This is a genomic window from Enterobacter sp. CP102, assembly GCF_025152625.1.
GTDB classification, from domain to species: Bacteria; Pseudomonadota; Gammaproteobacteria; order Enterobacterales; family Enterobacteriaceae; genus Enterobacter; species Enterobacter soli.
In genome coordinates, this window is the sequence record NZ_CP104014.1 from 3620614 (window position 1) to 3642377 (window position 21764).

At 53.8% G+C, this 21764-nt stretch carries 24 protein-coding genes; 18 read left to right on the forward strand and 6 right to left on the reverse strand.

Going from position 1 to position 21764, the window contains the following annotated elements:
* Positions 1 to 76: 76 nt before the first annotated feature.
* Positions 77 to 682 (reverse strand): ankyrin repeat domain-containing protein, encoded by a 606-nt coding sequence (locus N1249_RS16970; RefSeq protein WP_259831414.1) that lies wholly within the window; start codon positions 680 to 682, stop codon positions 77 to 79.
* A gap of 369 nt (positions 683 to 1051) precedes the next feature.
* Between N1249_RS16970 and N1249_RS16975 the strand changes: the two genes are divergently transcribed.
* Positions 1052 to 1981: a LysR substrate-binding domain-containing protein gene (locus N1249_RS16975; RefSeq protein ID WP_014071462.1), complete on the forward strand. Its 930-nt coding sequence runs from the start codon at positions 1052 to 1054 to the stop codon at positions 1979 to 1981.
* Here N1249_RS16975 and N1249_RS16980 read toward each other — a convergent pair.
* Positions 1978 to 2136, reverse strand: a complete 159-nt coding sequence (locus N1249_RS16980) for a YqaE/Pmp3 family membrane protein (protein WP_259831416.1) — start codon at positions 2134 to 2136, stop codon at positions 1978 to 1980. The two genes, N1249_RS16975 and N1249_RS16980, sit on opposite strands and share 4 nt — an antisense overlap.
* 177 nt (positions 2137 to 2313) lie before the next feature.
* Between N1249_RS16980 and N1249_RS16985 the strand changes: the two genes are divergently transcribed.
* From N1249_RS16985 to N1249_RS16995, 3 genes are all read left to right on the forward strand, one after another.
* Positions 2314 to 2613 carry a helix-turn-helix transcriptional regulator gene (locus N1249_RS16985; protein WP_259831418.1) on the forward strand — a complete coding sequence of 100 codons (300 nt, stop codon included), beginning with the start codon at positions 2314 to 2316 and terminating at the stop codon, positions 2611 to 2613.
* Positions 2614 to 2623: 10 nt separating this feature from the next.
* Positions 2624 to 3145, forward strand: a complete 522-nt coding sequence (locus N1249_RS16990; protein WP_259831420.1) for a rhodanese family protein — start codon at positions 2624 to 2626, stop codon at positions 3143 to 3145.
* 79 nt (positions 3146 to 3224) lie between these two features.
* Positions 3225 to 3404, forward strand: a complete 180-nt coding sequence (locus tag N1249_RS16995; protein WP_259831423.1) for a hypothetical protein — start codon at positions 3225 to 3227, stop codon at positions 3402 to 3404.
* 39 nt (positions 3405 to 3443) lie between these two features.
* Here the strand turns inward: N1249_RS16995 and stpA are convergent, their stop codons facing one another.
* Positions 3444 to 3848 (reverse strand): DNA-binding protein StpA, encoded by a 405-nt coding sequence (gene stpA, locus N1249_RS17000; RefSeq protein WP_014071466.1) that lies wholly within the window; start codon positions 3846 to 3848, stop codon positions 3444 to 3446.
* A gap of 632 nt (positions 3849 to 4480) precedes the next feature.
* On the opposite strand from stpA, the gene alaE reads away from it, so the two are divergent.
* Positions 4481 to 4930 carry an L-alanine exporter AlaE gene (alaE, locus tag N1249_RS17005; RefSeq protein ID WP_014071468.1) on the forward strand — a complete coding sequence of 150 codons (450 nt, stop codon included), beginning with the start codon at positions 4481 to 4483 and terminating at the stop codon, positions 4928 to 4930.
* A gap of 33 nt (positions 4931 to 4963) precedes the next feature.
* Here alaE and N1249_RS17010 read toward each other — a convergent pair whose 3' ends face one another.
* Positions 4964 to 5308: a DUF2002 family protein gene (locus tag N1249_RS17010; RefSeq protein ID WP_014071469.1), complete on the reverse strand. Its 345-nt coding sequence runs from the start codon at positions 5306 to 5308 to the stop codon at positions 4964 to 4966.
* Between the two features lie 160 nt (positions 5309 to 5468).
* Here N1249_RS17010 and N1249_RS17015 point away from each other — a divergent pair, with 160 nt between their 5' ends.
* The 13 genes from N1249_RS17015 (at position 5469) to leuA (ending at position 20292) form a co-directional block, all read left to right on the forward strand.
* The gene (locus N1249_RS17015; protein ID WP_014071470.1) at positions 5469 to 5795 is read left to right on the forward strand and encodes a DUF883 domain-containing protein; all 327 of its coding nucleotides are present in this window, start codon (positions 5469 to 5471) and stop codon (positions 5793 to 5795) included.
* 251 nt (positions 5796 to 6046) lie between these two features.
* Positions 6047 to 6286 carry a glutaredoxin-like protein NrdH gene (nrdH, locus tag N1249_RS17020; protein ID WP_014071471.1) on the forward strand — a complete coding sequence of 80 codons (240 nt, stop codon included), beginning with the start codon at positions 6047 to 6049 and terminating at the stop codon, positions 6284 to 6286.
* Positions 6283 to 6693 carry a class Ib ribonucleoside-diphosphate reductase assembly flavoprotein NrdI gene (gene nrdI / locus N1249_RS17025; protein WP_014071472.1) on the forward strand — a complete coding sequence of 137 codons (411 nt, stop codon included), beginning with the start codon at positions 6283 to 6285 and terminating at the stop codon, positions 6691 to 6693. The genes nrdH and nrdI overlap by 4 nt, the downstream gene beginning before the upstream one ends.
* Positions 6666 to 8810 carry a class 1b ribonucleoside-diphosphate reductase subunit alpha gene (gene nrdE, locus N1249_RS17030; protein ID WP_259831427.1) on the forward strand — a complete coding sequence of 715 codons (2145 nt, stop codon included), beginning with the start codon at positions 6666 to 6668 and terminating at the stop codon, positions 8808 to 8810. Before nrdI ends, nrdE begins: the two co-directional genes overlap by 28 nt.
* A 9-nt stretch (positions 8811 to 8819) precedes the next feature.
* Positions 8820 to 9779, forward strand: coding sequence for a class 1b ribonucleoside-diphosphate reductase subunit beta (gene nrdF / locus N1249_RS17035; protein ID WP_259831429.1), 960 nt, complete (start codon positions 8820 to 8822; stop codon positions 9777 to 9779).
* Between the two features lie 365 nt (positions 9780 to 10144).
* The gene (proV, locus tag N1249_RS17040) at positions 10145 to 11347 is read left to right on the forward strand and encodes a glycine betaine/L-proline ABC transporter ATP-binding protein ProV (RefSeq protein WP_259831431.1); all 1203 of its coding nucleotides are present in this window, start codon (positions 10145 to 10147) and stop codon (positions 11345 to 11347) included.
* Entirely contained in the window at positions 11340 to 12404 is a 1065-nt protein-coding gene (gene proW, locus N1249_RS17045) for a glycine betaine/L-proline ABC transporter permease ProW (protein WP_259831433.1), read from the forward strand. The genes proV and proW overlap by 8 nt, the downstream gene beginning before the upstream one ends.
* Positions 12405 to 12413: 9 nt before the next feature.
* Positions 12414 to 13409: a glycine betaine/L-proline ABC transporter substrate-binding protein ProX gene (gene proX / locus N1249_RS17050; protein ID WP_259831436.1), complete on the forward strand. Its 996-nt coding sequence runs from the start codon at positions 12414 to 12416 to the stop codon at positions 13407 to 13409.
* Between the two features lie 141 nt (positions 13410 to 13550).
* The gene (locus N1249_RS17055; protein WP_217186773.1) at positions 13551 to 14735 is read left to right on the forward strand and encodes an MFS transporter; all 1185 of its coding nucleotides are present in this window, start codon (positions 13551 to 13553) and stop codon (positions 14733 to 14735) included.
* 327 nt (positions 14736 to 15062) lie between these two features.
* Positions 15063 to 15593, forward strand: coding sequence for a transcriptional repressor MprA (gene mprA, locus N1249_RS17060; RefSeq protein ID WP_259831457.1), 531 nt, complete (start codon positions 15063 to 15065; stop codon positions 15591 to 15593).
* Positions 15594 to 15721: 128 nt separating this feature from the next.
* Positions 15722 to 16894 carry a multidrug efflux MFS transporter periplasmic adaptor subunit EmrA gene (gene emrA, locus N1249_RS17065; RefSeq protein WP_166717653.1) on the forward strand — a complete coding sequence of 391 codons (1173 nt, stop codon included), beginning with the start codon at positions 15722 to 15724 and terminating at the stop codon, positions 16892 to 16894.
* A 15-nt stretch (positions 16895 to 16909) separates the two neighbouring features.
* Positions 16910 to 18457 (forward strand): multidrug efflux MFS transporter permease subunit EmrB, encoded by a 1548-nt coding sequence (gene emrB / locus N1249_RS17070; RefSeq protein WP_259831470.1) that lies wholly within the window; start codon positions 16910 to 16912, stop codon positions 18455 to 18457.
* 185 nt (positions 18458 to 18642) lie between these two features.
* The gene (gene leuA / locus N1249_RS17075; protein ID WP_259831472.1) at positions 18643 to 20292 is read left to right on the forward strand and encodes a 2-isopropylmalate synthase; all 1650 of its coding nucleotides are present in this window, start codon (positions 18643 to 18645) and stop codon (positions 20290 to 20292) included.
* Here the strand turns inward: leuA and N1249_RS17080 are convergent.
* Both N1249_RS17080 and luxS read right to left on the reverse strand, forming a co-directional pair.
* The gene (locus tag N1249_RS17080) at positions 20289 to 21053 is read right to left on the reverse strand and encodes a helix-turn-helix transcriptional regulator (protein WP_259831480.1); all 765 of its coding nucleotides are present in this window, start codon (positions 21051 to 21053) and stop codon (positions 20289 to 20291) included. The genes leuA and N1249_RS17080 overlap by 4 nt on opposite strands.
* A gap of 65 nt (positions 21054 to 21118) precedes the next feature.
* Positions 21119 to 21634: an S-ribosylhomocysteine lyase gene (gene luxS / locus N1249_RS17085; RefSeq protein WP_259831482.1), complete on the reverse strand. Its 516-nt coding sequence runs from the start codon at positions 21632 to 21634 to the stop codon at positions 21119 to 21121.
* Positions 21635 to 21764 lie beyond the last annotated feature (130 nt).

Here is a 21764-nt window from a genome sequence, read left to right on the forward strand (position 1 = left end):
CCGCCACCGTGCAAAAGGCACGACGGTAAAATGCTGTGTTTATTCATGGCCAGCCCGGTCAGGCTGGCCGGTTTATTTACGCGCCAGCTGCCAGCAGCAATTCGGCAATTTCATGGAAGCCTTTTTCCCGCGCCAGCTCAAGCGGGGTTTTGCCGTATTTGTCGGTCATGTGCGGGTTCGCGCCGTGATCCAGCAGCAGCTTGACGATCTCCTGCTGCTTCACGCCGCCATCGTTGAGGACAATGGCTTCCAGCAGCGGCGTCCAGCCGACAAAATTGGTGTGGTTGACGTTGATATCCGTTTTTTCCAGCAGCTCGCGCACGATCTCCACGTGCCCTTTTTCGCTGGCAGGCGTGATGCCCACACCGCCAAAGCGCGTCAGGCGGTCAAGATCCGGGTTTGCCGGAAGCACAAGGCGCAGCAGGGTAATATCGTTGGTCAGGCAGCTAATCAGGAAGGGGTTAAAGCAGGTCTGGTCCTGTTTATCAATATCCGCACCGGCGGCAATTAATAGCTCCACGCAGGAATAATGCTTTTTCAGGCTGGCAATAATAACCGCCGTTCTTTTCTGGCGGTTGGTGGCGTTAATATCCACGCCTTTATCCAGGCACGCTTTTAGCGCGTTGATATTCCCTTGTTCTGCCGCCAGCAGAAATTCAGTAACGAGTTCATTTGCAGACATATTCAGACTCCCGATGTTTTCATTTCTGATGCACTGAGAATAGCAACAGCCCCTTCGGAAAAGAATCCGCTTAAATATCATTCACCGGAACATGACAGATTGTTGAATAAAAATTAATAATTGAGCCAAAACGTGCGCCGGTACAATGTTTTTCTTATGTTTGCCTGCTTTTAATGGCGAAAAACAGCATTCTGCTTATACCTCACAATCCCTTACCAGGCGCGGCTCACAACAAATTTCAGGAAGTGTGATGCTGTTCAAATCAGTTGTAACGTCAGTGTTAAAATCTGTTCAAAACTGGTTGCTCCTGAGGGGGATTACAAATAGATTCAACAATGCCGCGCTGGCCTGTATGCCTGGAGCCTGATGATGAATTCCATTTTTACCGAAGAGAACCTGCTGGCCTTCACCATGGCGGCACGCTACAGCAGCTTTAGCAAGGCAGCAGAAGAGCTGGGCCTGACGACATCGGCCATCAGCTACACCATTAAACGCATGGAAACCGGGCTGGACGTGGTGCTGTTTGTGCGTAATACGCGAAGCATTGAGCTTACCGAATCCGGCTTTTATTTTTATCGGAAAGCCACCGACCTGCTGAACGACTTTCACGCCATTAAGCGCGGGATAGATACCATTTCCCAGGGAATCGAGGCGCGGGTGCGCATCTGCATCAACCAGCTTTTATATACGCCACGCCACACCGCCAGGCTGTTACAGGTGCTGAAAAAGCAGTTTCCGACCTGCCAGATAACCGTCACCACCGAGGTGTACAACGGCGTCTGGGATTCCATCATTAATAACCAGGCCAATATCGCGATTGGCGCGCCGGATACCCTGCTCGACGGTGGCGGGATTGATTACACCGAAATCGGCGCTATCCGCTGGGTCTTTGCCATTGCCCCGGAACACCCGCTGGCGTTCACGCCTGAGCCGATAGCTGAAAGCCAGCTGCGCCTGTATCCGAATATCATGGTAGAAGACACCGCGCACACCATTAACAAAAAAGTCGGCTGGTTGCTGCACGGGCAGGAAGCGATTCTGGTGCCGGACTTCAACACCAAATGTCAGTGTCAGATCCTCGGCGAAGGGATTGGTTTTTTACCGGAATATATGGCGCGGGATGCGGTAGAAGACGGGCTGCTGGTGACGCGGCGTATTAATAACCCACGCCAGGATTCGCGCATGTTGCTTGCCACACAACATGCAGCGACCGGCCAGGTCACACGCTGGATCAAACAAGAGTTTGGCCCACAGGGTGTGCTGACCGGAATATACAGTGATTTGCTCTGGCGCGCTTAATCGCGGGTTTGTACCCAGAACGCATGAATAAGACCCGGAATATAGCCAAATAGGGTCAGAATGATGTTCAGAATAAACGCCCAGCCGAAACCTTTACCCAGCAGCACGCCCAGCGGCGGCAGGATGATCGTGAAAACGATACGCCAAAAACCCATACAAACTCCGTGCAAGCGAATTCATTAAAGATAAAAAGAGGACACCCTCTAAGCGTAGTCAGTTTAGCGGGTGGTATTTCTCTGCGTTGGCCTTTTACCCTCTTTTACGCTTTTGACACTGGCTTAATCCACGCCTTTAGTTTAGCATTCACTTAATTAAGCAAATACTAAACTAACATGACTGAACTCGAACAACTTCAGGCCAGCGCTGAGCAGGCCGCAGCACTCCTGAAAGCAATGAGCAACGCCCGCCGGCTGCTGATCCTGTGCACGCTGTGCGGTGCCCCGGGCACCAGCGCGGGTGATTTGGCGCGTGCCACGGGGCTTAGCGCATCGGCCACCTCGCAGCACCTGGCGCGAATGCGTGAAGAAGGGCTGATCGGCAGCACCCGCGATGCCCAGCGCATTCTCTACTTCATTAAAAACGATGCGGTGAATCAGCTCATCAGCACCCTGAAAACCCTTTATTGCCCGTAAGGAGCCGCAAATGTCTCTTCCTCTTATCTCCCCGCAGCAGGCGAATGCGCTAATTGCTGAAGGCGCAACGCTGATTGATATTCGTGATACCGATGAATATGCCCGGGAGCATATTCCGCTTGCCCGTTCCGTTCCGCTGGATACGCTCCCTGCCGGGCTTCAGACCCAGCAGGGTGAAACGGTTATCTTCCACTGCCAGTCGGGGGCGCGTACCTCGGGCAATGCAGCGCGACTTGCGCAGGCAGCATTACCCGCACAGGCATATGTTGTTGAAGGCGGAATTCAGGGCTGGAAACAGGCCGGGCTACTGACCGTTGAAGACACATCACAGCCGCTCCCGCTGATGCGCCAGGTGCAAATTGCTGCCGGACTGTTGATTTTGTGCGGTGTGGTGCTGGGATATAGCGTCTCCAGCGGCTTTTTCCTGCTCAGCGGTTTTGTTGGTGCCGGGCTGCTGTTTGCCGGGCTGAGCGGCTTTTGCGGAATGGCGCGTCTGCTGAAAGTGATGCCGTGGAACAGACGTACCTCATAAGCAGTAATTCATTGAATACACTGTACCCTGCGCCAGACGTGGGCTAAGGTGAAGAACACCACAATGATGAGGAGGTACTATGTTTTCAGTCGGCGATTTTGTGCAACCACGTATGGGCGGCCCAAAACTAAAAGTGATCGAAGTGAATGGCGAGAGCATCGTGGCAGTACAGGCCAGCAATGAGCAAGGCGAGAAATTTACACTGAAGGCGGCGGATGTCACCCTTTATAACGAAGACGGTGATTTCGGCGTCTGCTAAAGAACGCAGCCGGGCGGAGCCTTCCGCCCGGCACACGAATTAAATCAGGAAATCATCCAGTGATTTACCGTTTGCCAGTGCGCTCGCAATAGGTTTTGGCGTGCGGCCCTGACCGGTCCAGGTTTTTTCTTCACCGTTAACGTCGATAAAGCGATATTTTGCTTCACGCGCTTTACGTTTTTTCGCCTGTTGACCCGCATTGCTCGCTTCAGAGCCCAGCAGATCGGCTGGAGAAATACCGTCAGCTTTCATTCGTTCCAGCAGAGCATTAATTTTATCCTGCTGTTCAGCACGTTGCTGTTCGAATTCAGCCAGCTCGTTACGTTTTTCTTCAGTAACGATCCTGACTTTTTCCAGCATCTCTTCGAGCGCTTCAATAGAGAATTCACGCGCCATTGCACGAAGTGTGCGGATATTATTAAGATTCTGTAACGTCAAAGACATATTAATTGAAAACCTTTTCTTTGTGATAAATCGAAAAATCAACTGACAGAGTAATTCATTTCCCCTGCATTATCCACCCATCGAAACTTAAAGCCATTATTGTAAATATTTTAAAATATAATTTTGGATGCCGGTTATGTTTCCAGGAAGAGGGTTTATTTCTCTGGAGGATAATGGCCTGCGTAACAGTATAAATCGCATCGCGTTGCCCCTTGCGAAAAAACTGAATACCCATGCATTTATAATGAATAAATCAACCTCCTTGCAGACAGAATTTTTATCTACAAAAAAGAATAATGAAGAACAATCATCATGGAATGGTCGGTTTTCACACAAACCAAAGAATGCCATGCTGAACACCGCACCAGGAGCAAAAACCCACCCATGCAAAAACAACCTAAATAACTGATTTAAAACAAAATAAAACAACATGAGAGAGAAAATAGCGAGGCGATTAACAAATACACAATTTCAGAGAATTTTGTGGACAAAAAGGCAATAAATAAAAATTAATCACTAATTGTTAGTTTCAAAGCAGAGATATACGCTATACACGTCAAACAAACCAACCTAAAGCACTAAAAGCCGAACGGTAAAGCCCCATTATTATGTTCTTCTCAAGGAGTTCAGACATGTTCTCACCGCAATCTCGCCTGCGCCATGCGGTAGCGGATACTTTCGCGATGGTTGTCTACTGTTCAGTCGTGAACATGCTGATCGAAATATTCCTCTCCGGAATGTCCTTCGAGCAATCACTTTCTTCTCGCCTGGTCGCTATCCCGGTGAACATTATTATTGCATGGCCTTATGGATTGTACCGCGATGCTGTCATGCGCCTTGCCCGCCGTATCAGTCCGGCAGGTTGGGTGAAAAACCTGGCCGACGTGCTGGCCTATGTCACTTTCCAGTCACCGGTATATGTCGCGATTTTGCTGACCGTGGGTGCAGACTGGCACCAAATCGCCGCTGCGGTAAGTTCGAATATCGTGGTGTCGATGTTGATGGGTGTGGTGTACGGCTATTTTCTCGACTACTGCCGTCGACTGTTTAAAGTCAGTCAGTACAACCAGGCTAAAGCGTGATGTATCGCGACTGGCGCATTGCCAGTCGCACGCTTACTGCTGTTCGCCAAACAGTCCCTTCAGAAAACGCTCCAGCGCCATGCGAGAGCTGAAACCATGCGGAATACCATAATGTTCATGCGTTTCACCGCCTAAATAGAGCGGGAATTGCTGGTAGTGATCGCAGGTTTTTATATCCGAGGCAGGCTCAGCAAATGAGAGACTTCTGTCTTTCAGCGTCGGGTGAATAATGAGAGCAGTGCGTCCCATTCTGGCTTCACGGTTGACGTAAACATAATTCTCGCCGCGGCGATATCCATAGGCTTTTGATGTCACTTCGTCCATGGTAAATCCCGCTTTTTCAAGAACGCGCGCCACCTCATCAGGTCGTAAATACATATTTAATCCTCGTTATCTTTTCCTGCCCGGCAACCTTACAGTATTCAGCATTAGCAGCGCTTTCAGAATATTCCATAAACCGCCGGATAAGTCGTGACTCGCTTCAGATAATAAAATCCTGGGCTAAACTCAATGAGAATGCAAAATGACGGAGGATCGTATGTTTAACAGACCGAACCGAAACGATATAAACGACGACGCTCAGGATATTCGTAATGATGTCAGCCAATTAGCGGACACGCTGGAGGAAGTGCTGAAATCCTGGGGGTCAGATGCGAAGGATGAAGCAGATGCCGCAAAACGTAAGGCTCAGTCTCTGCTGCGTGAGACCCGCGCCAGAATGCATGGCCGTTCTCGTACCACGCAGGCCGCCTGTGACGCAGTCAGTTGCGCCAATACCTTCGTCCGAGAAAAACCGCTCTGCGCGCTTGGCACGGTGGCGGCGGTCGGGATTTTTGTCGGCGCCCTGCTCAGCCTGCGTAAGTAACCCACAATGAGATGTGCGTCAGCCCCGGTTTGCCACTGGCACCGGGGTTTTTCTTTACCTGTCGGCTGAAAATCCCGTACAGCCTGCCCTGCCCCGCTGTGCTCATCATCGTGGCGATATTCATCTAAATTTCCCATATCTTGTATGGTTGAAACTTATCATAACTACATCTAGTATTCCCTTTAGCAAGATACACACAACCTGACGCGACAATTCGCGCCGCTCCTTCATTCTAAATGGAAATACGAATCATGAGCATTATTATTTACACTCGTAACGATTGTGTTCAGTGCCACGCCACAAAACGCGCAATGGAAAGCCGCGGCGTCCAGTTTGAGATGGTGAATGTCGACCTGGTCCCGGATGCTGCCGACACCCTGCGTGCGCAGGGCTTCCGCCAGCTGCCGGTGGTGGTCGCCGGAGAAACCAGCTGGTCTGGTTTCCGCCCGGACATGATTAACCGCATCGCCGCTCAGGCCGCCAGTGCATGAGTGGGCTGGTCTACTTCTCCAGCAGCTCGGAAAACACGCTCAGATTTATTGAGCGCGTCGGGCTGCCTGCGATACGTATTCCGCTCAATGAGCGGGAGCGTATTCAGGTAGACGAACCTTACATCCTGGTGGTACCGAGCTATGGCGGTGGCGGGACGGCAGGGGCCGTTCCCCGCCAGGTGATCCGCTTTCTAAACGATCCACAGAACCGGCAGCTTATTCGCGGCGTGATTGCCGCAGGCAATCGTAATTTTGGCGATGCGTTTGGCCGTGCCGGTGATGTCATCTCTCAAAAATGCGGCGTGCCGTATCTCTATCGTTTCGAACTGATGGGGACACAGCAGGACGTAGAGAACGTGCGTAAAGGAGTAAACGAATTTTGGCAACGACAACCGCAGAACGTGTAATTCAGGCCGCGCCGGATTACCACGCATTAAACGCCATGCTTAACCTCTACGACAGCGAGGGGCGCATTCAGTTTGCTAAAGACCATGAAGCGGTAGACGTTTTTTTTAGCGCCCACGTTCGCCCGAACAGCGTCCCTTTTTCCAGCCAGCATGAACGCCTCGACTATCTGGTTAAAGAGGGTTACTACGAAGAGCGCGTGCTCACCCGGTATTCCCGGGGCTTTGTGGTGACGCTGTTTGAACGCGCCCATGCCAGCGGCTTTCGTTTCCAGACATTCCTCGGCGCGTGGAAGTACTACACCAGCTATACCCTGAAAACGTTCGACGGCAAACGCTACCTGGAAAGCTTTGAAGATCGCGCCGTGATGGTGGCGCTGACGCTGGCACTGGGGGATGAAAAACTGGCACAACAGCTGACGGATGAAATTCTGTCGGGTCGTTTCCAGCCCGCCACCCCAACATTCCTGAACTGCGGCAAAGCCCAGCGCGGCGAACTGGTGTCGTGCTTCCTGCTGCGCATTGAAGACAATATGGAGTCGATTGGCCGCGCGGTGAACTCGGCGTTACAGCTTTCAAAGCGCGGCGGCGGCGTGGCGTTTCTGCTCTCTAACCTGCGTGAAGCAGGGGCGCCAATTAAGCGCATTGAAAACCAGTCCTCCGGCGTGATCCCGGTAATGAAAATGCTGGAAGATGCCTTCTCTTATGCGAACCAGCTTGGCGCGCGTCAGGGTGCCGGAGCGGTGTATCTGCACGCGCACCACCCGGATATTCTGCGGTTCCTGGACACCAAACGGGAAAACGCCGACGAAAAAATCCGTATCAAAACCCTGTCGCTGGGGGTCGTTATCCCGGATATCACCTTTGCTCTCGCCAAAGAGAATGCGGAGATGGCGCTGTTCTCCCCCTACGACATTGAGCGTATTTACGGCAAACCTTTTGGCGATGTAGCCATCAGCGAGCTTTATCACGAGCTGGTAGCCGACCATCGCATCCACAAAAAATTTATCAATGCCCGCGATTTCTTCCAGCGGCTTGCAGAGATCCAGTTTGAGTCCGGTTATCCTTACATCATGTACGAAGACACGGTGAACCGCGCGAACCCGATTGCCGGGCGCATTAACATGAGCAACCTGTGTTCGGAGATTTTACAGGTTAACAGCGCTTCCACCTACGACGAAAACCTGGACTACGACCAGACCGGAAAAGATATTTCCTGCAACCTGGGCTCGCTGAATATCGCGCACACGATGGATTCCCCGGACTTTGGCCGCACGGTGGCAACCGCCATCCGCGGCCTGACGGCGGTGTCAGACATGAGCCACATCCGCAGCGTGCCGTCCATTGAGGTGGGGAATGCCGCATCGCACGCCATTGGCCTGGGGCAGATGAACCTGCACGGTTATCTGGCGCGCGAAGGGATTGCCTACGGCAGCCCGGAAGGACTGGATTTCACCAACCTCTATTTTTACACCATTACCTGGCACGCGCTGCATACCTCGATGCTGCTGGCCCGCGAGCGTAACCAGCGTTTCGCCGGCTTTGAGCAATCCCGCTATGCCAGCGGCGAGTATTTCCATCAGTATCTGGAAGGCGACTGGCAACCCAAAACAGAGAAAGTCCGTGCGCTGTTCGACCGTGCCGGTATCACCCTGCCCTCGCGTGAAATGTGGCTCCAGCTGCGCGATGAGGTCATGCGTCATGGCATCTATAACCAGAATTTGCAGGCCGTGCCACCAACCGGGTCTATCTCGTATATCAACCACGCCACCTCGAGCATCCACCCGATTGTGTCGAAAATTGAGATCCGCAAGGAAGGGAAAACCGGGCGTGTTTACTATCCTGCCCCATTTATGACCAACGAGAACCTGGCGCTATATCAGGATGCCTATGAAATCGGCCCGGAAAAGATTATCGATACCTACGCTGAGGCGACAAAACATGTGGATCAGGGGCTGTCACTGACGCTGTTCTTCCCGGATACCGCTACCACGCGCGATATTAACAAGGCGCAAATCTACGCCTGGAAGAAAGGCATCAAGACGCTGTACTACATTCGTCTGCGCCAGCTGGCGCTGGAAGGCACCGAAATCGAAGGCTGCGTGTCCTGCGCGCTGTAAGGAGAAAGGATGAAACTGTCACGAGTTAGCGCCGTTAACTGGAACAAAATCCAGGACGACAAAGACCTGGAGGTATGGAACCGCCTGACCAGCAACTTCTGGCTGCCGGAGAAAGTGCCTCTGTCTAACGATATTCCCGCCTGGGAGACGCTAAGCCACGCCGAGCAGCAGCTGACGATCCGCGTCTTTACCGGCCTGACGCTGCTGGACACCATTCAGAACACCACAGGTGCACCCGCGCTGATGGCCGATGCGCTGACGCCGCATGAAGAGGCCGTGATGTCGAACATCAGCTTTATGGAAGCGGTTCATGCCCGCTCCTACAGCTCGATTTTTTCAACATTGTGTCAAACCAAAGATGTGGATGAGGCCTACAGCTGGAGTGAAGCGAGCGAGTCGCTCCAGCATAAAGCCCGGCTGGTGCTGGAGTATTACCGTGCCGATGAGCCGCTGAAGAAGAAAATCGCCAGCGTGTTTCTGGAATCGTTCCTGTTCTATTCCGGCTTCTGGCTGCCGATGTACTGGTCAAGCCGGGGTAAACTCACCAACACGGCAGATTTGATTCGCCTGATCATTCGCGACGAAGCCGTTCACGGATATTACATTGGCTATAAATATCAGAAAGGGCTGGAGAGTATTAGCGAGGCTAAGCGCGAGGAATTGAAAGGGTTCGCGCTGGATTTACTGATGGATTTGTACGAAAACGAGCTGAGCTATACCGAAGAGCTGTATGCCGGAACCGGCTGGGAAGAGGATGTCAAAGCCTTCCTCTGCTACAACGCTAATAAAGCGCTGATGAACCTCGGCTATGAAGCGCTATTCCCGCCAGAAATGGCCGCTGTGAACCCGGCAATCCTGGCGGCACTTTCACCCAATGCTGATGAAAACCACGATTTCTTCTCCGGGTCGGGTTCGTCGTATGTGATGGGCAAAGCGGTGGAAACCGAAGACGAGGATTGGGATTTTTAATGGTTATTGCCCCTCTCCCCACAGGGGAGAGGGGCAGGAAAATAACGATCATTAATTAAATATAAATCCCATTATTCTCCCCACAATATTTCCCTGACATCTATACTGTAATTCCACCGTCATATTCGCCTGAATCATTCCGATTCAGACGAAATTTCCCGACCGCGCGACAAAAATCTCAGAAAAATTCAACACCCGCTCAGCCCTTTACTCATGGGAAATTCAGCGATTTGGTCTTCGGCAAAATTCGTGCCATAAGCGGACTGAGGGTTGTCTCAGATTCTGAGTATGTTAGGGTATTGTCAGGTAATTATTCCAACTGGAAACCATATCGACACAATAAATAACGGGAAATACTCTATTGCATGGCAATTAAATTAGAAGTTAAAAATCTCTATAAAGTATTTGGCGAGCATCCACAGCGTGCGTTCAAATATATTGAAAAAGGACTTTCAAAAGAGCAAATTCTGGAAAAAACAGGGCTATCGCTTGGCGTTAAAGACGCCAGTCTGGCCATTGAAGAAGGCGAGATTTTCGTCATCATGGGGTTATCCGGTTCGGGTAAATCCACTATGGTTCGCCTTCTCAATCGCCTGATTGAACCCACCCGCGGGCAGGTACTGATTGATGGTGAGGATATTGCCAAAATATCAGATGCTGAGCTCCGCGAGGTGCGCAGAAAAAAGATTGCGATGGTGTTTCAGTCATTCGCCTTAATGCCACATATGACGGTGTTAGATAATACCGCATTCGGCATGGAATTAGCAGGGATTCCGGCCCAGGAACGGCAGGAAAAAGCGCTTGATGCATTACGCCAGGTTGGGCTGGAAAATTATGCTCATGCCTATCCTGATGAACTATCGGGCGGGATGCGACAACGCGTTGGATTAGCCCGCGCATTAGCGATAAATCCCGATATATTATTAATGGATGAAGCCTTCTCGGCGCTCGATCCATTAATTCGTACCGAGATGCAGGATGAACTGGTAAAACTGCAAGCTAAACACCAGCGTACGATCGTATTTATTTCCCACGATCTTGATGAAGCGATGCGTATTGGCGACCGAATTGCCATTATGCAAAACGGCGAAGTGGTGCAGGTGGGAACGCCGGATGAAATCCTTAATAATCCGGCCAACGATTATGTGCGCACCTTCTTCCGTGGCGTGGACATCAGCCAGGTATTTAGCGCAAAAGATATTGCCCGCAGAGCGCCAAACGGCATTATTCGCAAAACCCCAGGTTTCGGCCCGCGTTCGGCGCTGAAGGTCTTACAGGATGAAGACCGTGAATTTGGCTATGTGATTGAACGTGGTAATAAATTTGTAGGCATTGTCTCCATCGACTCCCTGAAAACAGCGCTTGGCGAAAATCGGGGACTCGATGCGGCGCTTATCGCGTCCCCGCTTGCGGTCGACGCCGAAACGCCGCTCAGCGAGTTGCTCTCCCATGTCGGTCAGGCGCCCTGCGCCGTGCCGGTGATTGGGGAAGAACAACAGTATGTCGGCATCATCTCCAAAGGGATGTTGCTTCAGGCTTTAGATCGCGAGGGGGCAAACAATGGCTGATCAATCAAACCCGTGGGGAACCACAGAAGCCGCAGACGGCGCAGCACAATCTGCCGATGCCTGGGGTTCATCAACGCCTGCGCCAGCTGATGGCGGTACGGCAGACTGGCTCAGCAGCGCGCCTGCACCTGCGCCAGAGCACTTCAATATTATGGACCCGTTCCACAAGACGCTGATCCCGCTGGATAGCTGGGTAACGGAAGGGATTGACTGGGTGGTGACTCACTTCCGCCCGCTGTTTCAGGGGATCCGCGTCCCGGTGGATTACATTCTGAACGGTTTCCAGCAGCTGTTGTTAGGAATGCCGGCACCTGTCGCCATCGTGGTATTTGCCCTGATTGCCTGGCAGTTTGGTAGCGCCGGCATGGGGATCGCCACGCTGGTTTCGCTGATTGCCATCGGTGCGATTGGCGCGTGGTCACAGGCGATGATTACGCTGGCGCTGGTGCTGACCGCCCTGCTGTTCTGCGTGGTGATTGGGTTACCGTTAGGGATCTGGCTGGCGCGCAGCCCGCGGGCGGCAAAAATCATCCGCCCGCTGCTGGATGCGATGCAAACCACTCCGGCGTTTGTCTACCTGGTGCCTATCGTGATGCTGTTCGGGATCGGGAATGTGCCGGGCGTGGTGGTCACCATTATTTTTGCCCTGCCGCCGATTGTTCGTCTGACGATACTTGGGATCAACCAGGTGCCAGCCGATCTTATTGAGGCTTCACGCTCGTTCGGCGCCAGCCCGCGCCAGATGCTGTTTAAAGTTCAGCTCCCGCTGGCGATGCCAACCATTATGGCAGGTGTTAACCAGACGCTGATGCTGGCGCTCTCCATGGTCGTTATCGCCTCAATGATCGCCGTTGGCGGTCTTGGGCAGATGGTGCTGCGCGGCATTGGCCGCCTCGATATGGGGCTTGCCACCGTAGGCGGCGTGGGCATTGTGATCCTCGCTATTATTCTTGACCGCCTGACGCAGGCTGTCGGTCGCGATTCACGCAGTCGCGGCAACCGTCGCTGGTATACCACCGGCCCTGTCGGGTTAATCACTCGCCCATTCGTAAAATAAGGAACAACGATGCGACATAGCGTACTTTTTGCCACAGCGTTTGCCACCCTTGTCTCCACCAGCACCTATGCGGCTGACCTGCCTGGCAAAGGCATTACCGTGCAACCGGTTCAGAGCACCATTTCGGAAGAGACCTTCCAGACCCTGATTGTCAGCCGCGCGCTGGAAAAACTGGGTTATACGGTCAAGACGCCAAGTGAAGTGGATTACAACGTGGGCTATACCTCTATTGCCTCCGGCGACGCTACTTTTACCGCCGTAAACTGGCAGCCGCTGCACGACGATATGTATGCGGCAGCGGGCGGCGATAAGAAATTCTACCGTGAAGGCACTTTCGTGACCGGCGCAGCGCAGGGTTATCTGATCGACAAAAAAACCGCTGACCAGTACCACATCACCAACATTGAGCAGCTTAAAGACCCGAAAATCGCCAAACTGTTCGATACCAACGGTGACGGTAAAGCCGACATGATGGGCTGTTCACCGGGCTGGGGCTGCGAAGCGGTCATTAACCACCAGAACAAAGCGTTCGACCTGGCCAAAACCGTCGACGTGAGCCACGGTAACTACTCCGCGATGATGGCCGACACCATTGCTCGCTTTAAAGAAGGCAAACCGGTTATCTATTACACCTGGACGCCGTACTGGGTCAGCGACGTGCTGAAGCCGGGTAAAGACGTGGTGTGGTTGCAGGTTCCGTTCTCTTCTCTGCCGGGTGAGCAGAAAGACATCGACACCAAACTGCCAAACGGCATGAACTACGGCTTCCCGGTGAACACCATGCATATTGTGGCTAACAAAGCCTGGGCTGAGAAAAACCCGGCGGCCGCGAAGCTGTTCTCGGTGATGAAGCTGCCGCTGGCGGACATCAACGCGCAGAACGCCATGATGCATGAGGGCAAATCCTCTGAAGCAGACATCAACGGCCACGTTGACGGCTGGATCAAAGCCCACCAGCAGCAGTTTGATGGCTGGGTGAAAGAAGCGCTGGACGCGCAGAAGTAAAAACAATCCCCTCCCCCTCTTCCCAAAGGGGTGAGGGGGTAAACCGCACAAACCCACACATAACAATCCCCCAACATTCACAATCATTGGTTATCATGGTTTCTGGAAAAATAATCACTTAACTTACGATCCCAGAATCTGATGACAAAAAATCCACAAGGGCTTAGCCCGGCACTGATCCTGTTAATGTCCGTGGCGACGGGTCTTGCCGTCGCCAGCAACTACTACGCGCAGCCACTGCTCGACACCATCGCCCGCGCTTTCAGCCTTTCTGCCAGCTCCGCAGGTTTTATTGTGACGGCGGCTCAGCTTGGCTATGCCGCGGGCCTGCTGTTCCTGGTGCCACTGGGCGATATGTTTGAACGCCGGATGCTGATTGTCTCCATGACCTTACTCGCCGCAGGCGGGATGCTGATCACCGCCAGTAGCCAGTCGTTAACCATGATGATTGTCGGTACCGCCCTGACCGGGCTGTTCTCCGTTGTGGCGCAAATCCTGGTGCCGCTGGCGGCAACGCTCGCCTCACCGGAAAAACGCGGCAAAGTGGTGGGCACCATTATGAGCGGCCTGCTGCTCGGGATTTTGCTGGCGCGTACCGTGGCCGGTCTACTGGCAAGCCTTGGGGGCTGGCGTACCGTTTACTGGGTGGCCAGTGTGCTGATGGTTATCATGGCGCTCGCGCTGTGGCGTGGGCTGCCGAAAGTGAAGCAGGAAAACCACCTGAATTACCCGCAACTGCTGGGCTCCGTGTTTACGCTATTCACACAAGATAAACTGCTACGAACCCGCGCACTTCTTGGTTGTTTCACCTTTGCCAACTTTAGCATTCTGTGGACGTCGATGGCCTTCCTGCTGGCCTCGCCACCCTTTAACTATTCCGAAGGGGTGATTGGCCTGTTTGGTCTGGCGGGCGCAGCTGGTGCGCTGGGTGCGCGTCCGGCTGGCGGCATGGCGGATAAAGGCAAATCTCACCTGACGACAACCTCCGGGCTGATTTTACTGCTGCTCTCATGGGCGGCTATCTGGTTCGGGCATTCCTCCGTACTGGCGTTAATTGTCGGTATCCTGGTGCTCGACCTCACCGTGCAGGGCGTGCATATCACGAATCAGACCGTGATTTATCGCGTCAAGCCGGAGGCGCGTAACCGCCTTACCGCAGGTTACATGACCAGCTATTTCATCGGCGGCGCGGCAGGTTCATTAATTTCAGCGTCGGCATGGCAACACGCTGGCTGGGCGGGTGTTTGCAGCATCGGGGCAATTGTTGCGGCACTTAATCTGCTGGTGTGGTGGCGCGGATTCCATCGCCAGGAGGCGATTTCTTAAGCTTTACATTGCATTGGGACGTCTTAGGGTGTTAAGGCGTCCCTATGTCTGTTAAGGTTAGCGTAATCATTTATCCCAGAAATTTTAATGTGGCTGACATATTAACAAGCAGCATGAATAGCTCATACCTGTTGGCTTATCCCGGTCCTCACATCCCGTCTTCCAGGGGCTCACGCCCACCCTTTTTTGTGCTCACCGGGTCATGGATTTACCCGGCGCTTTCTGATGGTGACATACGTTTGGCGGATATAACCGCACAAATAATTCATTTACATTATTTGTCACTATCGTTACTATATCGGCTGTAATTAATGAGGTTATGCCCAAATGGATAGTTCGTTTACGCCCATTGAACAAATGCTTAAATTCCGCGCCAGTCGTCATGAGGAGTTTCCGTATCAGGAAATTCTGCTGACCCGCCTGTGTATGCACATGCAGGGGAAACTGCTGGATAACCGTAATAAGATGCTGAAAGCTCAGGGGATTAACGAGACGTTATTTATGGCGTTGATTACGCTGGAGTCTCAGGAAAACCACAGCATTCAGCCGTCTGAGCTGAGCTGCGCGCTGGGTTCGTCCCGTACTAATGCCACCCGTATCGCTGATGAGCTGGAAAAACGCGGCTGGATTGAGCGCCGTGAAAGCGACAACGACCGCCGTTGCCTTCATCTGCAACTGACCGACAAAGGTCACGAATTCCTGCGTGAGGTGCTGCCACCTCAGCACAATTGCCTGCACAAACTCTGGTCTGCCCTCAGCACTGCCGAGCGCGATCAACTTGAGCACATCACTCGCAAACTGCTCACCCGTCTGGATCAGATGGATGAAGACGGTGCCATCCTTGAGGCGCTGCGCTAACGCGACGACACGCTCGAACATCCAGATTTAAAAAAGAAAACTGACAGGCCAGCACGTAACACTGCTGGCCTTTCTGACAACAGGTCGGCTCAGCCGATGTGAAAATAAGAAGATCGTGGAGAACAACAATGAGCGCAAATGCGGAGAACACAACCCCGCAGCAACCGGCCAACAAGAAAGGCAAACGTAAGAGCGCCCTTCTTCTGTTGACCTTGCTCTTTATCATTATTGCCGTGGCATATGGGATCTATTGGTTTTTAGTATTGCGTCATGCTGAAGAAACAGACGATGCATACGTGGCAGGAAACCAGGTACAAATTATGGCGCAGGTGTCGGGCAGCGTGACGAAAGTCTGGGCTGACAATACCGACTTTGTGCAACAAGGGGATGTGCTGGTCACGCTTGACCCGACCGATGCCCAACAGGCATTTGAAAAAGCACAGACTGAGCTGGCATCCAGCGTCCGTCAAACCCGCCAGTTGATGATCAACAGTAAACAACTCCAGGCCAGCATCGATGTGCAGAAAACCGCACTGGCGCAGGCACAAAGCGACCTGAATCGTCGTGTTCCTCTCGGTACAGCCAACCTGATTGGCCGTGAAGAGCTGCAACACGCGCGTGATGCCGTTGCCAGCGCCCAGGCGCAGCTGGATGTTGCTATTCAGCAGTACAACGCCAATCAGGCGATGGTTCTGGGGACTAACCTGGAAAACCAGCCTGCGGTTAAACAGGCCGCGACCGAAGTACGTAACGCCTGGCTTGCGCTGGAACGTACGAAGATTGTCAGCCCGATGACTGGCTACGTCTCCCGTCGTTCTGTACAGCCTGGCGCGCAGATTAGCCCAACCACTCCGCTGATGGCGGTAGTACCGGCTAACAATCTGTGGGTGGATGCTAACTTCAAAGAGACGCAGCTTGCGCATATGCGTATCGGCCAGACGGCGACCGTCATCAGCGACATCTACGGTGACGACGTGAAGTACACCGGTAAAGTGGTCGGTCTTGATATGGGTACGGGTAGCGCGTTCTCCCTGCTGCCTGCGCAGAACGCCACCGGCAACTGGATCAAAGTGGTTCAGCGCTTGCCTGTACGTATCGAGCTGGATCCAAAACAGCTGGCAGATCACCCGCTGCGTATCGGCCTGTCTACGCTGGTCACCGTTGATACCGCGAACCGCGAAGGTCAGATCCTGGCAAGCCAGGTGCGGAGCAGCCCGGCTTATGAAAGTAACGCCCGTGAAATTAGCCTCGATCCGGTCAATAAGCTGATCGATGACATCGTGAAAGCAAACGCCGGTTAATCCGAGGTGAGCGTTATGCAACAGCAAAAGCCGCAAAAACCGCTGGAAGGCGCGCAACTGGTCATTATGACCATTGCGCTGTCACTGGCGACATTCATGCAGGTGCTGGACTCCACCATCGCGAACGTGGCAATTCCAACGATTGCCGGGAACCTGGGCTCGTCACTGAGCCAGGGGACGTGGGTGATTACTTCATTCGGTGTGGCAAACGCCATCTCGATCCCCATTACCGGCTGGCTGGCGAAGCGCGTTGGTGAGGTGAAGCTATTCCTCTGGTCGACCATCGCCTTTGTGCTCGCGTCCTGGGCTTGCGGCATGTCCACCAGCCTGACGATGCTGATTTTCTTCCGCGTCATTCAGGGGATTGTGGCCGGGCCGTTAATTCCGCTGTCACAGAGTTTACTGCTGAACAACTACCCGCCCGCTAAACGCTCTATCGCGCTGGCACTGTGGTCGATGACGGTGATCGTCGCGCCGATTTGCGGCCCTATCCTGGGCGGCTATATCAGCGATAACTATCACTGGGGCTGGATCTTCTTTATCAACGTACCGATTGGCGCCATCGTGGTTATGATGACGTTGCAGTCGCTGCGTGGCAGAGAAACGCGAACCGAGCAGCGGCGGATTGATGCCGTGGGGCTGGCTTTGCTGATCCTCGGTATCGGTAGCCTTCAGGTTATGCTCGACCAGGGTAAAGAGCTGGACTGGTTCAACTCGCAGGAGATAATCATCCTGACGATTGTCGCGGTGGTGTCGCTAAGCTTCCTGATTGTCTGGGAGTTGACCGACGATAACCCGATAGTCGACCTGTCCCTGTTTAAGTCGCGAAACTTCACCATAGGCTGTCTGTGTATTAGCCTTGCCTACATGCTCTACTTCGGCGCCATTGTTCTGCTGCCGCAGCTGTTGCAGGAGGTATACGGTTACACCGCAACCTGGGCGGGTCTGGCCTCTGCGCCGGTAGGGTTAATTCCGGTCCTGCTGTCGCCGATTATCGGCCGTTTTGCCCACAAGCTCGACATGCGCAGGCTGGTGACGTTCAGCTTTATCATGTACGCCGTGTGCTTCTACTGGCGCGCGTATACGTTCGAACCGGGAATGGACTTTGGCGCTTCTGCGTGGCCGCAGTTTATTCAGGGCTTTGCGGTGGCGTGCTTCTTTATGCCACTGACCACCATCACGCTTTCCGGCTTACCGCCTGAGCGCATGGCGGCGGCATCGAGCCTGTCGAACTTTACCCGTACGCTGGCAGGCTCCATCGGGACGTCGATTACCACAACGCTGTGGACTAACCGTGAATCGATGCACCATGCACAGCTAACGGAAGCGGTGAACCCGTTCAACCCGAATTCTCAGCAGATGTATAACCAGCTGCAGGGTATGGGGATGACGGAGCAGCAGGCGTCAGGGTGGATTGCCCAGCAGATCACCAATCAGGGGCTGATTATCTCTGCCAATGAGATTTTCTGGGTATCGGCAGGGATCTTTATCATCCTGCTGGGGCTGGTGTGGTTTGCCAGACCACCGTTTGGTGCCGGTAGCGGCGGCGGTGGGGCGCACTAGCCTTGTGCGCTGGTCGCCGGGTGGCGGCTATGCCTTACCCGGCCTACAAAACCCGTAGGCCCGGTAAGCGCAGCGCCACCGGGCAACTTTCACGGTTGTCCAAAATGCGACAGCGATTGTCCGTTCCGATAAAGCAGCGCTCCTGAGATCGATTCACGATAGTGAAAAGACAACAGGAGCGCATCATGCTGAACACACCCGCCGACAAATACCAGCCTTACCCTGCGATTTCCCTTCCCGACCGTCGCTGGCCGGAGCAACGCATTACCCACGCCCCACGCTGGCTTTCCACCGATTTACGTGACGGTAATCAGGCGCTTGCCGAGCCAATGGACAGCGCGCGTAAGCTGCAATTCTGGGATCTGCTGCTGAACTGCGGATTTAAAGAGATTGAAGTGGCCTTCCCGTCAGCCTCGCAGACCGACTTTAACTTTGTCCGCCAGCTGATTGACGAAAAACGCATCCCGGATGACGTCACCATTCAGGTGTTAACCCAGGCGCGGGAAGACTTGATCCTTCGTACCTTCGAATCACTGAAAGGTGCGCATCAGGCAACGGTGCATCTCTATAACGCCACCGCCCCGCTGTTCCGCCGCCTGGTGTTTGGCATGGAAAAAGCGCAAATCGTTGAGCTGGCAACACGCTCCACTCGCCTTATTCGTAAGCTGTGTGAAGAGAACCCTGAAACCCGCTGGCAGTACGAATACTCCCCGGAAACCTTCTGCTTTACCGAGCCGGAATTCGCGCTGGAGATTTGTGAAGCCATGTCGGAGATCTGGCAGCCCTGCGCCGAACGCCCGATGGTTATCAACTTGCCGGCCACCGTCGAAGTCAGCACCCCGAACGTGTATGCCGACCAGATTGAGTATTTCTGCCGTCACTTTAGCCGACGCAGCGACGTCTGCATCAGCGTTCATCCACATAACGATCGCGGTACCGGTGTCGCCAGTGCGGAGCTGGCGGTCATGGCAGGTGCCGACCGCGTGGAAGGCTGCCTGTTTGGTAATGGTGAGCGCACGGGAAATGTCTGCCTGGTCACGCTGGCAATGAACCTCTACAGCCAGGGAATAAGCCCAAATCTGGACTTCAGCGACATGAATCGCGTGGTCGAAGTGGTGGAGAGCTGTAACCAGTTGCCGGTACATCCACGCCATCCGTGGGCGGGTCGTCTGGCCTATACCGCATTTTCAGGCTCACATCAGGATGCCATCAAGAAAGGGTTTGATGCACGTAAACCAGACGAGCGCTGGGAGATGCCCTACCTGCCTGTCGATCCCCAGGACATTGGCTGTACCTATGAGGCGGTCATCCGTGTGAACAGCCAGTCGGGTAAAAGCGGCAGCGCATGGCTTATCGAACAGAATCACGGCCTGAAACTGCCCCGCGCGTTGCAGCAGGATTTTAGCCAGCATGTTCAGCAAGAAACCGACAACCACGGCAAAGAGATGACGCAGAACGCGCTGTGGCAGCTTTTCCGCAGCCGTTACGGGCTGGTTGCAACCCCTCGCTTCGCGCTGCAAACCTATCGCAGTGAAAGCCAGCAGGATGGGCAGTTACGCTTAACCGCCACGGTTGCCACCGGTGGTTGGACTCGTCAGCTGGAGGGACACGGTAACGGGCAGTTATCGGCAGCTGCCAATGGACTCAGCCGCTGGCTCAATACCCCGTTTGTGATTAAGGATTATCACGAGCATTCGCTGGGGGAGCGCAGCGATAGCCGCTCGGTGGCGTATATCCGCTGCCTGTTCCAGGACGGCAGCAGCCGCTGGGGGGTGGGAATAGACAGTGACGTTGCGCGCGCATCCATTCAGGCGCTGTTCAATGCCGTGGGTTAGTCGTTCCTGAAATAATCGCTGGGTGATATCCCCATCACCCGGCGAAACATCGCCGTAAACGCGCTGTGACTGCCGTATCCCAGGTCCAGCGCAACGCGCAACACCGGCTGACCTTGTGCCAGACGCAGTAAAGCCTCCATAAGGCGCGCCCTTCTCACCCATTCGCTATAGCTTAACCCGGTCTGCTGCTGGAAATGGCGGTTCAGGGTGCGTTCGCTCATCCCCAGGATGCTCGCAGCCTGGCTGCTGTTCCAGCTTTCTCCCGGCCTTTGCCGGATTTTCTGGCACAGGTTACGTAAAGCTTCACTTTCCGGCTCCGGCAGGTGAAACGGCAGCACCGGCATAATGCGGATTTCATCCAGGATCAGCTCATACACCCGCTCATCCCGGCTGCCGGGCACGTAGGATTCGGGAAGCGCAAGGGAGGTGAGGATCAGTTCGCGTAACAGCGCAGAGATCTGCACGATCTGACATGACGCGGGCAGATCGGCTCGCGCCAGCGGATCGACAAACAGCGTTCGCGCCGCAACATTGCCGGTAATGCGAATCGCGTGCGGTGTGCCGGCCGGTAACCAGACACCACGCCCGGGGGGAACGACCCAACAACCCGATGCGGTATCAACTCGCACCACGCCACTCAGGCTGTGCAACAGCTGCGCGCAGTCGTGCTGATGCCACGGTTCGCTGGCGCCATGAACATAGTCATGCGCAAAGGGAACAAGTGGACGATGGGTAAAGGAGAAGGTCGTGGTGGTGGTCATTTTGCCAGAGACTACCCTTGTAGGCCCGGTAAGCGAAGCGCCACCGGGCATCCACAGGCACAGGACTAGATGTGCAGTTCCTGCAATTTGTCTTTCGGCAGGGCCAGCTCTTCGTTGCTGTTTACGCGAACATCACGTTCGATGATATGACGCGCGATCTCCTGTGCTTCTTCCAGAGAGTGCATCTGGTAGGTGCCACACTGGTAGACGTTCAGCTCAGGGATCTGGTTCTGCTCTTTAACTTTCAGCACGTCCTGCATTGCCGCTTTCCACGCCTCTGCAACGCGGGTTTCTTCCGGCACACCAATCAGGCTCATGTAGAAACCGGTACGGCAACCCATTGGGGAGATGTCGATAATCTCAACACCGTTGCCATTCAGGTGATCACGCATAAAACCAGCAAACAGGTGCTCCAGAGTGTGAATACCTTTCTCAGGCATCACTTCTTTGTTTGGCACGCAGAAGCGCAGATCGAATACGGTGATCGTGTCGCCGTGCGGGGTATGCATGGTCTTCGCCACACGTACAGCAGGTGCTTCCATACGGGTATGGTCGACAGTAAAGCTATCTAATAACGGCATACGTCACCTCCGATAGTGATTTTTTTTAAAATAAACTGAACTCTTCTACAGAATGCGCGTCTGAGTATATGAAAGACGCGCATTTGTTATCATCATCCCTGAATTCAGAGATGTATATTTTGGCCACAGC

Excerpts from the sequence above, each read along its gene's own strand:
- N1249_RS16970 (WP_259831414.1), bottom strand. The coding sequence starts at position 682 with ATGTCTGCAAATGAACTCGTTACTGAATTTCTGCTGGCGGCAGAACAA.
- N1249_RS16975 (WP_014071462.1), top strand. The coding sequence starts at position 1,052 with ATGAATTCCATTTTTACCGAAGAGAACCTGCTGGCCTTCACCATGGCG.
- N1249_RS16980 (WP_259831416.1), bottom strand. The coding sequence starts at position 2,136 with ATGGGTTTTTGGCGTATCGTTTTCACGATCATCCTGCCGCCGCTGGGC.
- N1249_RS16985 (WP_259831418.1), top strand. The coding sequence starts at position 2,314 with ATGACTGAACTCGAACAACTTCAGGCCAGCGCTGAGCAGGCCGCAGCA.
- N1249_RS16990 (WP_259831420.1), top strand. The coding sequence starts at position 2,624 with ATGTCTCTTCCTCTTATCTCCCCGCAGCAGGCGAATGCGCTAATTGCT.
- N1249_RS16995 (WP_259831423.1), top strand. The coding sequence starts at position 3,225 with ATGTTTTCAGTCGGCGATTTTGTGCAACCACGTATGGGCGGCCCAAAA.
- stpA (WP_014071466.1), bottom strand. The coding sequence starts at position 3,848 with ATGTCTTTGACGTTACAGAATCTTAATAATATCCGCACACTTCGTGCA.
- alaE (WP_014071468.1), top strand. The coding sequence starts at position 4,481 with ATGTTCTCACCGCAATCTCGCCTGCGCCATGCGGTAGCGGATACTTTC.
- N1249_RS17010 (WP_014071469.1), bottom strand. The coding sequence starts at position 5,308 with ATGTATTTACGACCTGATGAGGTGGCGCGCGTTCTTGAAAAAGCGGGA.
- N1249_RS17015 (WP_014071470.1), top strand. The coding sequence starts at position 5,469 with ATGTTTAACAGACCGAACCGAAACGATATAAACGACGACGCTCAGGAT.
- nrdH (WP_014071471.1), top strand. The coding sequence starts at position 6,047 with ATGAGCATTATTATTTACACTCGTAACGATTGTGTTCAGTGCCACGCC.
- nrdI (WP_014071472.1), top strand. The coding sequence starts at position 6,283 with ATGAGTGGGCTGGTCTACTTCTCCAGCAGCTCGGAAAACACGCTCAGA.
- nrdF (WP_259831429.1), top strand. The coding sequence starts at position 8,820 with ATGAAACTGTCACGAGTTAGCGCCGTTAACTGGAACAAAATCCAGGAC.
- proV (WP_259831431.1), top strand. The coding sequence starts at position 10,145 with ATGGCAATTAAATTAGAAGTTAAAAATCTCTATAAAGTATTTGGCGAG.
- proW (WP_259831433.1), top strand. The coding sequence starts at position 11,340 with ATGGCTGATCAATCAAACCCGTGGGGAACCACAGAAGCCGCAGACGGC.
- proX (WP_259831436.1), top strand. The coding sequence starts at position 12,414 with ATGCGACATAGCGTACTTTTTGCCACAGCGTTTGCCACCCTTGTCTCC.
- N1249_RS17055 (WP_217186773.1), top strand. The coding sequence starts at position 13,551 with ATGACAAAAAATCCACAAGGGCTTAGCCCGGCACTGATCCTGTTAATG.
- mprA (WP_259831457.1), top strand. The coding sequence starts at position 15,063 with ATGGATAGTTCGTTTACGCCCATTGAACAAATGCTTAAATTCCGCGCC.
- emrA (WP_166717653.1), top strand. The coding sequence starts at position 15,722 with ATGAGCGCAAATGCGGAGAACACAACCCCGCAGCAACCGGCCAACAAG.
- emrB (WP_259831470.1), top strand. The coding sequence starts at position 16,910 with ATGCAACAGCAAAAGCCGCAAAAACCGCTGGAAGGCGCGCAACTGGTC.
- leuA (WP_259831472.1), top strand. The coding sequence starts at position 18,643 with ATGCTGAACACACCCGCCGACAAATACCAGCCTTACCCTGCGATTTCC.
- N1249_RS17080 (WP_259831480.1), bottom strand. The coding sequence starts at position 21,053 with ATGACCACCACCACGACCTTCTCCTTTACCCATCGTCCACTTGTTCCC.
- luxS (WP_259831482.1), bottom strand. The coding sequence starts at position 21,634 with ATGCCGTTATTAGATAGCTTTACTGTCGACCATACCCGTATGGAAGCA.